Source organism: Ornithinibacillus sp. 4-3, from assembly GCF_040958695.1.
Taxonomy (GTDB): Bacteria; Bacillota; Bacilli; order Bacillales; family Amphibacillaceae; genus CALAMD01.
Genome location: NZ_CP162599.1, coordinates 2,123,526 through 2,137,524 on the forward strand (window position 1 = coordinate 2,123,526; position 13,999 = coordinate 2,137,524).

The window sequence follows — 13,999 nt, forward strand, 5'->3', positions numbered from 1 at the left end:
CTATTGCGAGACATTCATCCTGAAATAAAAAAGATTCAAAATCGTCTAACAATAAAAAGTTAGTTATCTACACTTGATATAAAGAATAGGCCTGACACTTTTCCTGCCTGTCAGACCCTTTTCTACATTATATCTTATTTTCTTTAATAACGCATTAATGACATCACATCATATTTCTGTAATTTTTCTATTCCATTTAAATATGTTAATTCAATTAAGAAAGCACAGCCAACTACGATACCACCTAATTTTTCTACTAGTTTAATTGTAGCTTCAATTGTTCCACCTGTTGCTAATAAATCATCTGTAATTAAAACACGTTGACCAGGTTGGATAGCGTCCTTATGAATTGTTAAAACATTCTTTCCATACTCTAAGCCATAATCTACTTGAATGACCTCACGGGGAAGCTTGCCTGCTTTTCTTACAGGAACAAATCCTGTTCCTAACTTATAAGCGACAGGGCAGCCAATAATAAAGCCCCTTGCTTCTGGCCCAACAATTACATCTACTTCTTTCTCTGCTGCATAAGAAGCAACCTCATCAACAGCTGCTTTAAAAGCTTCACCATGATTCATTAATGGAGTAATATCTTTAAAAATAACTCCTTCTACAGGCCAATCATAGACAAGTTTAATATGTTGTTTGTAATCCATTGTTCGTTTCCTCTCCATCTTTAGTTGTATCTACTAATAATCGACCAAACCATTGTTTTAACATTTCATATGTAGAATAATATAAGATCTTTTCAATTTCTATTTTTGTTTTTCGTTCTTGTAATACTGTCGAATCCTGTAAATCTTTTTTATCTGGATTGGGGACAGCGTAGAGTACACCATCATTTGCCGTTAAGAATTTTAAATCAATAAATACTTCTGACATGAAAATAATTAAGTCTTTTGACCATCCATAAGTACTCATCAATGGCTTTAATTGTTGTTTCACATTTAAGGATTGTTGCTTTTTTACTAGACTATAATACTTAATAAAAGTATCTCGTGTTGGAAATGGCTTTAAATAGACACTATCTTCCACATAATAGCATACATGAATATTTTGCGGCTGTATCTGCTGGATAATTTGTTCAACATGCTTCAACTCTAGTGGTAAATCTAAAAAGTAAACATGCTCATGCTGAGTTAGCTCACTCATATCTGTATCATAATTAATTACTGTGACATTTCTTTGTTGAAATGCATCTGTAGATCGGGATTCATCACAAACCACTAAATGAGAAGCCTCTTCTATTAAATATGACGTGATGTCGATTTCTTTTTTACCACGATGATCAAATAATTGCCAATCCTTTATTTGTAAATCAGTCATTATCATTTGTACTTTTCGATTTCCATTCCATTCGTTAACACTTAATTCCCCTGCTATCTCTATGGACGTTTCCTTCGTAATATACGAAAATAATGCCCCTTTTTGAAATCCTATTGCTTCCATCGTTGTACCATCTTCTGTGAATTTTAATTTCAAGTGATTTTGATTTGCTCCTAATTGACGCACATCATTTGGAATAGCATCTACAACAAATAATGGTTTAGGATTACCTATCCCAAATGGGGCAAGTTGATTTATTTCTTCAATTAAAGAAAGGTCTAATTTATTTATTTCCAGTTTCTGATTAATTTCTAAAACTGGCTTGAAATCCTCTGGTGTTAATTGTTGCTCAGCTGCTTCACTTAATAAAGCTTGTACTTCTTCAATATTTTCATAAGGAATTGTCATTCCTGCAGCCTGAGAATGTCCACCAAATTGTTCAAATAAATCTTTTATTTCCATACAGTTCTTAAACATATTAAAGGCAGGAATACTACGTGCAGATCCCTTTGCAACCATTTTTTCTGGATTGATTGCTAGTACAATTGCTGGTCGTTGGTATTTTTGAACAAGACGGGATGCAACGATTCCAAGAACTCCTTCATTCCATCCTTCTTTTGCTACAACAATAACATTTGGAAGCTGCTTTTCGGCAACGATTTCTTCCGCTTCTTTTACAATTTGAACTACTATTTTTTTACGTTCTTCATTTAAAGCATGTACTTCAGATGCTAAATGCTCTGCATCTTCATTGTCCTCTGAAAGAAATAATTCAACCGCCAATTCTGCATCCTGCAAGCGACCTACTGCATTAATTCTTGGTCCTAATTGAAATCCTACATCTTCTTCTGTAACAACTCCATTAATTTGGCATAATTTTAATAATGCCTTGATTCCTGCATTCTTAGTTTCTGATAATTTACGTAATCCATAGTAAGCAAGAATTCGATTCTCATCTACCAATGGTACAAGGTCTGCAATAGTACCAATTGCCACAAATTCTAATAAATGCTCTGGAAAATATCCTAATAATGCTTGAGCAAATTTAAACGTAACTCCAACACCTGCTAACTCATGAAAAGGATAATCAGGTGAACATTTTGGATTAATAATTGCATATGCTTCAGGTAACTCCTCTTGTAGCTCATGGTGATCTGTAATAATTAAATCAAGCCCTAATTCCTTCGCAAATAAAGCTTCTTCGATAGCAGCAATCCCTGTATCTACCGTAAGAATTAATGAAATACCACGATTATATGCTAATTGAAAAGCTTCTTTATTTGGACCATATCCCTCTGTGAAACGGTTTGGAATATAAAAATCACAATCAGCTCCAAGCTCCTGCAATGCTTTCATTAATAATGCTGTTGAAGTAACTCCATCTGCATCATAATCTCCAAAAACCAAAATTTGTTCCTTGTTTTCTATCGCCTGATGTACTCGTTGTACAGCTTTCTCTATCATAGAAAGCCCTTCTGGTTGATGTAAGTTATTTAAATCGATCTCAAGAAAGCTTTTAGCTTCCTGATCTGTATATATACCACGCTGCATAAATAGCTTTTGTATGATAGGTGAAAATTCTGAATCACCGACCCAGGTATTTCCTTCTACTTGATGGAAATTCCACTTTGCTTTACTCGTTAACATAAATTCACCCCTGACTTACTCATTATACAAAAGTAAAGTCAGGGGCGCAATGAAACGAATAGAATGCTTTCCTCTAAACTGTTCCAATTAAATTCCATACTTATTTCCTTCTATCACTTTTATTAACAGCTTCATTCAACCTGGCACCCGTCCCATTTCCTCTACTTAGGTAGAAAGACTGCCTTAGACTAGCCAACAATTGAAAAAAAGCCTCTATTCTTTGAATAATTCCTAAATGGATGTTCTTCAAAGAATAGAGACTTTTACTTTATCATTTAAACTTGTGGTCCTTCTACTCGCTTCTTCTTCGTGAAATCTACTGGATTGTCTTTTAAATTTCTTCCACGCCATGATAGCCATAACTGTGGTGCAAGGAATAAAGAAGAGTAAATACCAGCAATTAATCCTACAACTAAGGCAATTGCAAAGCCAGAGATTGATTCTGCACCTAAGAATAAGAAACATAATACAGCTACTAATGTAGTGAATGTCGTATTAATACTACGAGTTAATGATTGTACAACACTCTTATTTACAATATTTGAAAGCTTTTCAAAGGATGTAATTCTCTTTCCTTCTTTCGTAATGTTTTCACGAATACGGTCAAATACAACAATCGTATTATTAATTGCATAACCGACAATGGTCAGTATGGCAGCGATAATCGTAACATCAAATTCAAGCTGCAGTATACTGAAGGCAACTAACATGAAAAACACATCATGAAATAGCGTCAAAATAGCTGTTAAACCGAAGAAAAATTCGAAACGGAATGAAACATAGATAATCATTCCAATTCCAGCAATGGCCAATGCATAAATTGCATTTTTCACTAATTCTTCTCCTACTATTGGTGATACGACACTAACTCCTGGTTCTGATCCATACTTTTCTATATAGTATTGATTAACCTCTGTAATCTTATCATTATCTAGTACAGTATCATACCGTGTTACAGCAAGATCACTATTATCACCTGAAATAACGATCGACTTCGCTGTCAAGCCTAATTCTTCCAAATCCTGTTCAACTTCTTCTGTTGTAATTGGACCATCAGCTAGAATTTCAATTCTCGATCCACTAGTAAAGTCTACACCTGGATTTATTTTAAATATTCCTAGTATAATTGCCCCTGCAATAGTAACAATTAAGGTTGCAAAGATAATTTTTTTACGATGTGTTACAACATCAATATTTTTATTAAAAAATGTTGGTACGAGCTCATGTGCTTCTTCAATATCTTGGATTTGATCTTTTTTAATACCAAACCAGCCTAGACGCTTATTAAGGAACTTACTATTTATCCAAAGACCAAGTAAGATACGTGTTCCATAAACAGCTGTCAAAAAGCTAACAAGGATACTTATAATCAACATTGTTGCAAATCCCTTAATAGAGCTTGTTCCAAATATAAACAATACGACAGCTGCTAAAATAGTTGTTATATTCGCATCAATAATTGTTCGAAGTGAGTTTTTCGAACCTGCCTTGAAAGCAGCTTTGACAGATTTTCCAATCCTTAATTCTTCTTTTATTCGCTCAAAGGTAATGATATTCGCATCAACGGCCATTGCAATCCCTAGAATGAGCGCGGCAATACCTGGTAATGTCAATACTCCATTCATTAATTGGAAGACCAATAGGATCAAGAAAATATAGATCCCTAAGTTAACAGATGCTACAAATCCTGGTAAACGATATACAATAATCATAAATAAGAAAATTAACCCAACTGCTAGATATCCAGCATACATCGTTTTATTTAATGCTTGTTCCCCAAATTGTGCTCCAACAGAAGTTGAAAATAGTTCATTCATATGAACTGGTAAAGAGCCAGCATTGATAATATCTGCTAAATACTTCGCCTCTTCCACCGTGAAACTTCCAGTAATCATAACATCTGTTGTTTGTAATTTCTCTGATACTGCTGGTGAAGAGATAAATTTAGGATCTTCCTTTGCAGCTTCGGCCTCAAAAGAATCTCCTTCCTGAAAGTCCATCCAAATAACGAGTAAATTTTCCCCTTGTGCTTGCATCGCAGCAATTTCTTCTGTTGCCTCTCCAAATTTATTCGCATCTTTTAATTTTAGTGTAACTATTGGTGCATTTGTATCTGGATGAAAGTCCTGACTTGCGCTACCTTCTCTGACATCATTTCCATCAAGTAGCTCTCGGTCATTCACATCACGAAAAGAAAGTCTTGCTGAAGTAGCTAGCATATCACGTGCTTGTTCATGATCTTCAACACCTGCTAGCTGGACACGAACACGGTCTTCTCCTTCTATATCAATTACTGCTTCACTAATTCCTAATCGATTTACTCTGTCATTTAATGTTTGTACCGTAGCTTCTAATAATTTCCGATCCGTCTCTTGTGATTCATCGACTGGTTCGACTTCATATAAGATTTCAAAGCCACCTTGTAAATCCAACCCTAAATTAATTTTTTTACCGATATCTGTAACCGTTGTTCCGATCGTTCCTGCAAATATTAAAACGATTAGAAAAAAGGCAACAAGTTTACCTCTTTTAACCATTGACTATAAATCCTCCTTTGTCTCTGGAGTAATATCAGAATCAGACTTGCCTTCTTCTAATGAGCTATTACTCTGCTCTTTCTCCTGTTAATGCTGCGATGGATGCCATTAAATCTGTGTCTTCTTGAAATGCACTGATTGTTAAAAAGCTAATATATGTACTTGTACTTAAATGAAACACATCTTGAATAACCTCATGTAATCGTTTCGTTGGATTTCCCTTCCATACCCTTGCTTGTAAGCATTCCCAAATTTCTTGGTTGGTTGCTTTAGGATATCCTAACATAATGAATTCTTGCTTTTTACTATCTAATACTGGAGCGATTTTTTTCTTCCACTCATTTACAGTTAATTGCTCACCCAAAATAATGCCTCCTCCATTACAAAATCGTAATGTATATATCACTTGTCATGCTTGACCACTTAAGTTGCATATATATCATTGTATACGAATTTTTATTTTTTGAGAAGGTGGTTTTCATTATGTCCAAACAATCCTTTCTATATGGAACAATTATACTCATTATTGCTGGATTATTCACACGTTTTCTCGGTTTTGTTAATCGGATTGTTGTGGCACGATTAATTGGTGAAGAAGGCGTTGGGATATATATGATGACTATCCCTACTTTAATGTTACTCATCACACTAACACAGATTGGACTACCAGTTGCTATTGCAAAATTTGTAGCCGAAGCTGAGGCAAATAATGATTCTTTAAAAATCCGTAATATCTTAACTATTTCTTTATTTCTCACTGGTATTTTAAGTATTATCTTTTCCATTGGACTCTTTTTTATTTCACCATGGCTAGCAAATCTACTAAATGAAGAACGTACCATGCTCACTCTAATGTTTATCAGTCCTATTATTCCAATTATTGCTGTCTCATCTATTCTAAAGGGGTACTTTCAAGGAAAGCAAAACATGAAGCCACAAAGTATTTCAGTTGTTGTCGAACAAATTATTCGTATTTCATGCGTTGCCTTATTTATTAAATTACTTTTACCTTACGGAATTGAATATGCAGCAGCAGGAGCAATGGTTAGTGTTCTATTAGGTGAGTTAGGTTCATTACTTTACCTTGTTTATTGTTATAAAAAAGAAAAGTTCCCTTTATTCACTGCTTCACATAGACAAGAGAAAAATTCAAAACGGACTGTAATGAATGAATTATTCTCCATTGCTATCCCTACAACAGGAAGCCGCTTAATTGGGTCCTTCTCTGCCTTTCTAGAACCAATCTTAATTGCGCAATGTATGGCCATCGCTGGTTACTCAGCAATGGTAACTACCAAATTATATGGAGAATTAACAGGATTTGTTATGCCATTATTATTATTGCCAACTTTTATTACTTTTTCACTATCTATTGCATTAGTTCCTTCCATAGCTGAGGCTGAAGCAAAACAAAATCATTCATTAATCCACTACCGCATTCATCAATCTATTCGTATTTCTTTCGCTTCTGGTGCATTGGCAACTATCGTATTCACTTTATTTCCAGCTAATTTACTACATTTTATGTACGGGAAAACCGAGGCTAGCTATTTACTTTTGTTTTTAAGTCCATTCTTTCTCTTTCTGTATATTCAAGCACCATTACAAGCAGCATTACAAGCTTTAAATATAGCCAAGCAGGCAATGTGGAATTCCATTATTGGAGTTATCATCAAGCTGGCTCTCTTAATTCTTCTTACTTCACAAGAAAGGTTTGGCATGATGGGAGTAGCTATTTCCATTGCTACAAGCGTTATTCTAGTAACCTTACTCCATTTATTCACATTGTATAAGGAAATCAACTTTAAAATTGCCAAAGTAGATATCGTTAAAATGTTAACTTTACTTATCATCACTTACTACGTAGGTGTATTTTTAAAATCTTTGTATAGTATGGATCAGCTTCCTTTAATTGCTTTTATTATTCTGCTATCCATTCTTTCATTACTCTATTTTCTATTACTATTTCTTCTACGATTTATCACAATGGAGGAGCTTCGCCAAATCCCTTGGATAAACAAATGGTTACCCTCTTAATATTCACTGTTAAAAGTTGTTCAAAAAGTCTACTAAAAATGACGTTCCTTTTTATCGACCTTTTTGAACACGTATTTTTATCTATAAATAATAAGAAGGAGTGTAAAATGTATGAAAAAAGATCAATTATTAGCAGTCTGTTATGGATGGGTTGTAATGATGGGATTGATGATTAGTTTTAGTATTATCTTAGCTTTATTTTTAATGTATACCTCATTAAATGAATCCATGCTCTCCTGGTTAACTCTTAGTTTAGGAATTATCACTTTATTTATTGGAGGCCTTATTGCTGGAGTAAAAAGTAAGGAAAAAGGATGGTTGATTGGCTTAATGGTTGGATGTGGGTTTACACTTATTATTTTTATCATTCAATTTATTGGTTGGAAGGAAGCCTTCTCTATCCAACAAGCCTCACATCATCTTGGATATATCCTTTCCGCAATCATCGGCAGTATTATTGGAGTAAATACAATTAAACAATAAATATAAGAAAAATGGAGAGTGCCCTTACAAGCTAAAAGCGTGACTTCGCCTAACCGCTTGCCAATCAAAGTTTTCTTTGTGGGGCATGCTATCTCCTGCATAGGAATGCACCCATATAAATTTTAAAACATAAGAAAAGCTTGAAAAGGATTGAGATATTCCTTTTCAAGCTTTTTATCTACTAAAATTTATTGGACTACTTCTCTAATCGCAGCGCGATCATATGTAAGCTTGTTACCATCGTTTACGAGAATAACTATTGTTCCCTCATCGATTGCGTGGATTTCACCGTGTAATCCTCCGATAGTTACAACCTTATCTCCCTTTTGTAGTTCATTTTGCATTTGTTGGACTTGTTTTTGACGCTTCTGTTGAGGACGAATTAATAAAAAGTAAAAAACAACGAACATCAACAGTATTGGTAATAGTGTTCCTAACATTTCCATCTATTTTTTCCCCCTTTCTTAAAAATTCTTAGCATTTGGCTTATTAAACCCATATTGCTCAAAAAACGCTTCTTTAAAATCACCAAGTCGATCTTCCATAATGGCTTCTCTAACCTGCTTCATTAATTCTAACAGAAAATGCAAATTATGGTAAGTAGTAAGTCTAAATCCAAATGTTTCATTACAATTAATTAAGTGTCGTACATAAGCTCTTGTATAATTTTTACATACATGACAATTACAATTTTCATCAATTGGTCGTAAATCACGAGCATATTTTGCATTTCTTACTACAAGACGCCCAGTAGACGTCATACATGTACCATTTCTTGCTATTCTTGTTGGTAATACACAATCAAACATATCCACTCCTCTGATCGCTCCATCAATCAGAGCGTCAGGAGAACCAACTCCCATTAAATAACGGGGTTTATTGGTTGGCATCAATGGTGTCGTAGACTCTAATACCTGGTTCATTACTTCCTTAGACTCTCCTACTGAAAGTCCACCAATCGCATATCCAGGAAAATCTAAGGATAAGAGATCTTGGGCACTTTGTTTACGCAGGTCTTCGTATTCACCACCTTGAATAATACCGAATAATGCTTGATCATTTTTACGCTGATGTGCCTCTAAGCTTCTCTCTGCCCATCTAGATGTTCTTTCAACCGAATTCTTCATATACTCATAGGATGCAGGATATGGTGGGCATTCATCTAAGACCATCATAATATCTGGCCCTAAATTATTCTGTATCCCCATGGCAATTTCTGGTGAAAAGAAGAGCTTTTCCCCACTTAAATGATGACGGAAATATACCCCTTCCTCTTCAATCTTCCGAATCCCACTCAAACTAAACACTTGAAAGCCACCAGAATCAGTAAGAATTGGCCTATTCCAGTTCATAAATTTATGTAAGCCACCCGCTTCTTTTATCAAATCATCTCCAGGGCGTAGCCATAAATGATATGTATTCGATAAAATAATTTGTGCATTCATTTGTATTAATTCTTCAGGGCTCATCGTTTTAACAGTTGCCAATGTACCAACTGGCATAAACATTGGTGTATCAAACGAACCATGTGGCGTATGGACTTTTCCTAATCTTGCACCTGTTTGTTTACATGTTTTAATTAATTCATAAGTTACTGGCATAATCTCTTAATTCTCCTATGTTATTATTAACATCGCATCACCAAAGCTAAAGAATCGATACTGTTCTTTAACCGCCTCTTGATACGCTTGTAGTACGGTTTCTTTATCTACCAATGCACTGACCAACATAATCAGTGTTGATTTAGGTAAATGGAAATTTGTTATCATTCCATCAATTGCTTTGAATTGATATGGTGGATAAATGAAAATATCTGTCCAACCACTTGCTTCAACAAACTTTCCATGATGATCCCTAGCAATTGTTTCTAATGTACGCACAGATGTTGTACCTACAGCTATGATTTTTCCGTTATTTACTCTTGTTTCATTCAAAATCGAAGCAGTTTCTGCTGATATTTGATAAAACTCAGCATGCATCTTATGTTCTTCAATATTTTCAACACTAACTGGGCGGAATGTACCTAAACCCACATGTAAAGTAATTGTCGTAATTTGAACACCTTTAGCCTTTAACTTCTCTAATAATTCTTCAGTGAAATGTAACCCAGCAGTTGGCGCAGCAGCAGAGCCTTCATGTTTTGCATATACTGTTTGATAACGATCTTTCTCTTCTAGCTGTGCTTTTATATATGGAGGTAGAGGCATTTCCCCTAATTTATCTAGAATTTGATAAAAAATTCCTTCATAATGGAATTGAAAAACTCTCCCACCATGCTCCTTTTCTTTTACACAAGTTGCTGTAAGTTTTCCATCACCGAAAACAAGTGTGGTCCCAACCGGAACCTTACGAGCAGGCTTTACTAGCACTTCCCAATGATCTTGTTCCTGTTCTGTTAATAATAATACTTCAATTTTTGCCCCTGTATCTTTTTTTATACCAAATAAACGAGCAGGAATTACTCTTGTATCATTAATAACCAGACAATCACCAGGCTGAATATAATCAATGATATCTCTAAATTGTTGATGAGAAACTTCCTTTGTCTCTCGATTTAATACAAGCATACGAGATGATGTTCGATCTAATAATGGGGTTTGAGCAATTAAATGCTCTGGCAAATCAAAGTCAAAATCATTTATATTCATGTGATTACTCCTATTTTAAACTTAAATATCTATTTACAAACCACTTCATAACTAACCCTTATTTTCGCTCTGGAATTTCTATTCCAAAATGCTCATAAGCTTTGTATGTAGCTACTCTTCCTCTTGGTGTACGTTGAATAAAGCCGATTTGTAATAAATAAGGCTCATATACATCCTCAATTGTTTGTGATTCCTCACCAACCGTTGCTGCAATTGTATCTAAGCCAACTGGTCCACCTTGGAAGCCATCGATAATACCTTTTAATAATTTATGGTCGACATCATCTAAGCCAATATCATCTACTTGTAGCATGGATAGTGCAACCTGTGTTGTAGAAAAACTAATTTCTGTTTCTCCTTGGACTTGAGAAATATCACGGATTCTTTTTAGTAATCGGTTAGCAATCCTTGGTGTTCCTCTTGAACGTCGAGCAATTTCTAATGAAGCTTCTTTCGTAATGGACGTATCAAAGATCTCAGCTGTCCGTTCAACAATTGCACACAGATCCTCTACTTCATAATATTCTAGTCGACTCAATACACCAAAGCGATCACGCAAAGGTGCCGTTAATAGACCAGCTCGAGTTGTTGCTCCTACTAATGTAAATGGTGGTAGATCAATTCGTACAGACCTAGCGCTCGGTCCTGTACCAATCACAATATCTAAAAAGAAATCTTCCATTGCTGGGTAAAGAACTTCTTCAACAGAATGAGGTAGACGATGAATTTCATCAATAAATAGGACATCACCTGCTTCTAAAGAAGACAGTATTGCTGCTAAATCTCCTGAACGCTCAATCGCGGGTCCAGAAGTAGAACGAAATTGCACGCCCATTTCATTCGCAATAATAGATGCCATCGTTGTTTTCCCTAACCCTGGTGGACCATATAATAGTACATGATCAAGCGGTTCATTACGCATTTTCGCTGCTTGAATAAAAATACTAAGATTATCCTTTACTTTATGTTGTCCGATATATTGTTTCAATGTAGTGGGGCGCAGACTAAGCTCAACGGTAGCATCTTCTGGTTGTAATTCACCTGTTACTATGCGGTCTTCCATTGTTTCTCACCTCACTAATTTTTAATAAACATAGCTAAAGCCTTACGAATCATTTCATCAATACTAGCATCTATATCCTTTAATAATTCTGGCTTAACATGGTTAATCTCTCGATCTGTATATCCTAAAGCTTTCAATGCTTCTTCAACTTCTTGGACCTTTTGCATTGATTGCTCTTGTTCTGGTGTATCTGTTGTAGGGATTATAGTTTCATCCTCAATATTTGCAATCTCAAGTAATTTTCCTTTTAAATCCAAAATAATTTGACGAGCAGTTTTTTTACCGATACCAGGAAACTTTGTAAGATACTTTTCATCCTCACGCTCCACAGCATGAACAAAATCTCTTACATTAACACTTCCTTGGATAGCCAGTCCACTCTTAGGGCCAATTCCGGCCACAGAAATTAATTTGGTAAATAAATATTTTTCTTTTTCATTTTTAAATCCAAATAAAATATGGGCATCTTCTCTGACATGATGAAAGGTATGAATAAATACTTCTTCATTTACTAAATGTTGAAAGGCAAATGGGTTTGCACAAACAATTTCATATCCTACCCCATGCACATCAACAACAACCGAATCATCATTTATAAGCTTTAGCTGCCCTTTTATATATGCAATCATGCTATTTCTCCTTTTATCACAGTGTAACTGAACGCATGACTCCGACTTCAAGGGTCATTTCTTAAGTGGGAGAGTAAAAACGTCATACAAAGCACCAAAATAAAATTACGGATAAAATCGACCGATGCTCTAACATGACTTGTACGTTGGAATCTCCCACCGCATGAAGTTTCACTTTATTATCTTCCTACATCTTACCATAATTCATAAGAAAAAATCGCATCATTTGAAATAGAAGTATAGAAGAAAAAAACTTCCAGCTTCACATATGGAAGAGGAAGTCTTGATGTTCTATTCAATTGACATTTCTAAATTATGATAAACATCTTGAACATCTTCATCTGATTCGAGCATATCCAACATATTTATCATTTTCTTCTCTTCTTCTTCGCCTAAAGTAGAATAATTTTGAGGAATTAATGTTATTTCAGACTCCTCTATATCATATCCTTGTCCGATTAAATGATTACTTACATCAGCAAAAGTTTCTGGACTTGTGTAGATTTCAATAATATTATCTTCAAATTCGATATCATCTGCTCCTGCTTCAATTGCTTCTAATGTTATTTCATCTTCATCTATTTTTCCATCTTCGTTTACAATACTAATGTAACCTTTACGATCGAACATGAAAGAAACACAGCCTGTTGCTCCTAGGTTTCCACCATTTTTATTGAAAGCATGTCTCACTTCAGCAGCAGTACGATTACGATTATCCGTGATAACTTGAACAATAACCGCTACTCCTCCAGGGCCATAACCTTCATATGTTACTTCTTCAAATTTTGATCCATCTAACATTCCAGTTGCTTTTTTAATTGCTCTATCAATATTATCATTTGGCATATTATCAGCTCTTGCTTTATCAATTGCTGATCGCAAAGTAGCATTCATTTCTGGATCTCCGCCACCTTGTTTAGCTGCCATGTAAATGAGTTTTGCATGACGCATAAAAATCTTCCCTTTTTTTGCGTCCTGTGCACCTTTTCTTCGTTTTATATTATTCCATTTAGAATGACCAGCCACCTGTCCATTCTCCTCTCTCCTTGATTAACTCAAATATTATATCAAATTTATGGAAGAAAGGAAACTTGTCTATTCATATTGCAATAAATTATCTGCGCTGTGGTTCCTTTGCTTTTTCCTCTTCTTTACGACTCCAGGTTTGTTCATCTGTATAGAGAACAACTTCTTTATCAGGAGCAAAAGCCACAATCTCATTTCCTATTTTATCAATCTCTTCCTGTGATAAATCATGTCTCAGTTGTAAATAGACAACGAGCATGTTTTCGTATGAATCTACTTGAACATCTTTTACTTCTTTTTTCTGCGCCAAGAATTGTGTTATCAGTAGTGAATCCTTCTCAGCAAAAAAGTTGCGTTCATTTCCATCCTTGCCAATCCCTTCCTCATCACTTTGATAATAATCTTTTGTTGGATTTTCATCCACTTCTCTTTTTTCTCTCTCTGTTCTTTGATAATGTGGAGATGAATCATCGGATTCCAACTGACCTATATTCATTTCTTCAGATTTTCGAGCATTCAAACTTGTACATCCTGTAATAAGAAAAAGAACGCAAAGAAACATTATTATATAACGCATGTAAAAACCTCCTTTATTCTTTAGTT

The 13,999-nt window shown here is 34.9% G+C and carries 13 protein-coding genes; 2 read left to right on the forward strand and 11 right to left on the reverse strand.

The genetic code is table 11. From position 1 onward, the window contains the following. Nucleotides 1–143: 143 nt before the first annotated feature. The 4 genes from AB4Y30_RS10470 to AB4Y30_RS10485 form a co-directional block, all read right to left on the reverse strand. Nucleotides 144–656: an adenine phosphoribosyltransferase gene (locus AB4Y30_RS10470; protein WP_368652179.1), complete on the reverse strand. Its 513-nt coding sequence runs from the start codon at nucleotides 654–656 to the stop codon at nucleotides 144–146. Further along, nucleotides 634–2,973 (reverse strand): single-stranded-DNA-specific exonuclease RecJ, encoded by a 2,340-nt coding sequence (gene recJ, locus AB4Y30_RS10475; RefSeq protein WP_368652180.1) that lies wholly within the window; start codon nucleotides 2,971–2,973, stop codon nucleotides 634–636. Before recJ ends, AB4Y30_RS10470 begins: the two co-directional genes overlap by 23 nt. Before the next feature lie 275 nt (nucleotides 2,974–3,248). Beyond that, the gene (gene secDF / locus AB4Y30_RS10480; protein ID WP_368652181.1) at nucleotides 3,249–5,510 is read right to left on the reverse strand and encodes a protein translocase subunit SecDF; all 2,262 of its coding nucleotides are present in this window, start codon (nucleotides 5,508–5,510) and stop codon (nucleotides 3,249–3,251) included. Nucleotides 5,511–5,577: 67 nt separating this feature from the next. After that, the gene (locus tag AB4Y30_RS10485; RefSeq protein ID WP_368652182.1) at nucleotides 5,578–5,874 is read right to left on the reverse strand and encodes a post-transcriptional regulator; all 297 of its coding nucleotides are present in this window, start codon (nucleotides 5,872–5,874) and stop codon (nucleotides 5,578–5,580) included. 119 nt (nucleotides 5,875–5,993) lie between these two features. On the opposite strand from AB4Y30_RS10485, the gene spoVB reads away from it, so the two are divergent. After that, a complete protein-coding gene (gene spoVB / locus AB4Y30_RS10490; RefSeq protein ID WP_368652183.1) occupies nucleotides 5,994–7,547 on the forward strand; it encodes a stage V sporulation protein B in 1,554 nt (517 codons plus the stop codon). Between the two features lie 111 nt (nucleotides 7,548–7,658). Continuing rightward, nucleotides 7,659–8,030 carry a TIGR04086 family membrane protein gene (locus AB4Y30_RS10495; RefSeq protein WP_368652184.1) on the forward strand — a complete coding sequence of 124 codons (372 nt, stop codon included), beginning with the start codon at nucleotides 7,659–7,661 and terminating at the stop codon, nucleotides 8,028–8,030. A gap of 188 nt (nucleotides 8,031–8,218) precedes the next feature. Here AB4Y30_RS10495 and yajC read toward each other — a convergent pair whose 3' ends face one another. The 7 genes from yajC to AB4Y30_RS10530 form a co-directional block, all read right to left on the reverse strand. Continuing rightward, nucleotides 8,219–8,476, reverse strand: a complete 258-nt coding sequence (gene yajC / locus AB4Y30_RS10500; RefSeq protein WP_368652185.1) for a preprotein translocase subunit YajC — start codon at nucleotides 8,474–8,476, stop codon at nucleotides 8,219–8,221. An 18-nt stretch (nucleotides 8,477–8,494) separates the two neighbouring features. Beyond that, nucleotides 8,495–9,631 carry a tRNA guanosine(34) transglycosylase Tgt gene (gene tgt / locus AB4Y30_RS10505; RefSeq protein ID WP_368652186.1) on the reverse strand — a complete coding sequence of 379 codons (1,137 nt, stop codon included), beginning with the start codon at nucleotides 9,629–9,631 and terminating at the stop codon, nucleotides 8,495–8,497. A 15-nt stretch (nucleotides 9,632–9,646) separates the two neighbouring features. Further along, nucleotides 9,647–10,678 carry a tRNA preQ1(34) S-adenosylmethionine ribosyltransferase-isomerase QueA gene (gene queA, locus AB4Y30_RS10510; protein ID WP_368652187.1) on the reverse strand — a complete coding sequence of 344 codons (1,032 nt, stop codon included), beginning with the start codon at nucleotides 10,676–10,678 and terminating at the stop codon, nucleotides 9,647–9,649. A gap of 58 nt (nucleotides 10,679–10,736) precedes the next feature. Further along, nucleotides 10,737–11,741 (reverse strand): Holliday junction branch migration DNA helicase RuvB, encoded by a 1,005-nt coding sequence (gene ruvB, locus AB4Y30_RS10515; RefSeq protein WP_368652188.1) that lies wholly within the window; start codon nucleotides 11,739–11,741, stop codon nucleotides 10,737–10,739. Between the two features lie 14 nt (nucleotides 11,742–11,755). Next, nucleotides 11,756–12,370, reverse strand: a complete 615-nt coding sequence (gene ruvA / locus AB4Y30_RS10520) for a Holliday junction branch migration protein RuvA (protein ID WP_368652189.1) — start codon at nucleotides 12,368–12,370, stop codon at nucleotides 11,756–11,758. Between the two features lie 291 nt (nucleotides 12,371–12,661). After that, a complete protein-coding gene (locus AB4Y30_RS10525) occupies nucleotides 12,662–13,396 on the reverse strand; it encodes a YebC/PmpR family DNA-binding transcriptional regulator (protein WP_368652190.1) in 735 nt (244 codons plus the stop codon). 88 nt (nucleotides 13,397–13,484) lie between these two features. Further along, entirely contained in the window at nucleotides 13,485–13,973 is a 489-nt protein-coding gene (locus AB4Y30_RS10530; protein ID WP_368652191.1) for a hypothetical protein, read from the reverse strand. Between the last annotated feature and the right edge of the window lie 26 nt (nucleotides 13,974–13,999).

Excerpts from the sequence above, each read along its gene's own strand:
- AB4Y30_RS10470 (WP_368652179.1), bottom strand. The coding sequence starts at position 656 with ATGGATTACAAACAACATATTAAACTTGTCTATGATTGGCCTGTAGAA.
- recJ (WP_368652180.1), bottom strand. The coding sequence starts at position 2,973 with ATGTTAACGAGTAAAGCAAAGTGGAATTTCCATCAAGTAGAAGGAAAT.
- secDF (WP_368652181.1), bottom strand. The coding sequence starts at position 5,510 with ATGGTTAAAAGAGGTAAACTTGTTGCCTTTTTTCTAATCGTTTTAATA.
- spoVB (WP_368652183.1), top strand. The coding sequence starts at position 5,994 with ATGTCCAAACAATCCTTTCTATATGGAACAATTATACTCATTATTGCT.
- AB4Y30_RS10495 (WP_368652184.1), top strand. The coding sequence starts at position 7,659 with ATGAAAAAAGATCAATTATTAGCAGTCTGTTATGGATGGGTTGTAATG.
- yajC (WP_368652185.1), bottom strand. The coding sequence starts at position 8,476 with ATGGAAATGTTAGGAACACTATTACCAATACTGTTGATGTTCGTTGTT.
- tgt (WP_368652186.1), bottom strand. The coding sequence starts at position 9,631 with ATGCCAGTAACTTATGAATTAATTAAAACATGTAAACAAACAGGTGCA.
- queA (WP_368652187.1), bottom strand. The coding sequence starts at position 10,678 with ATGAATATAAATGATTTTGACTTTGATTTGCCAGAGCATTTAATTGCT.
- ruvB (WP_368652188.1), bottom strand. The coding sequence starts at position 11,741 with ATGGAAGACCGCATAGTAACAGGTGAATTACAACCAGAAGATGCTACC.
- ruvA (WP_368652189.1), bottom strand. The coding sequence starts at position 12,370 with ATGATTGCATATATAAAAGGGCAGCTAAAGCTTATAAATGATGATTCG.
- AB4Y30_RS10530 (WP_368652191.1), bottom strand. The coding sequence starts at position 13,973 with ATGCGTTATATAATAATGTTTCTTTGCGTTCTTTTTCTTATTACAGGA.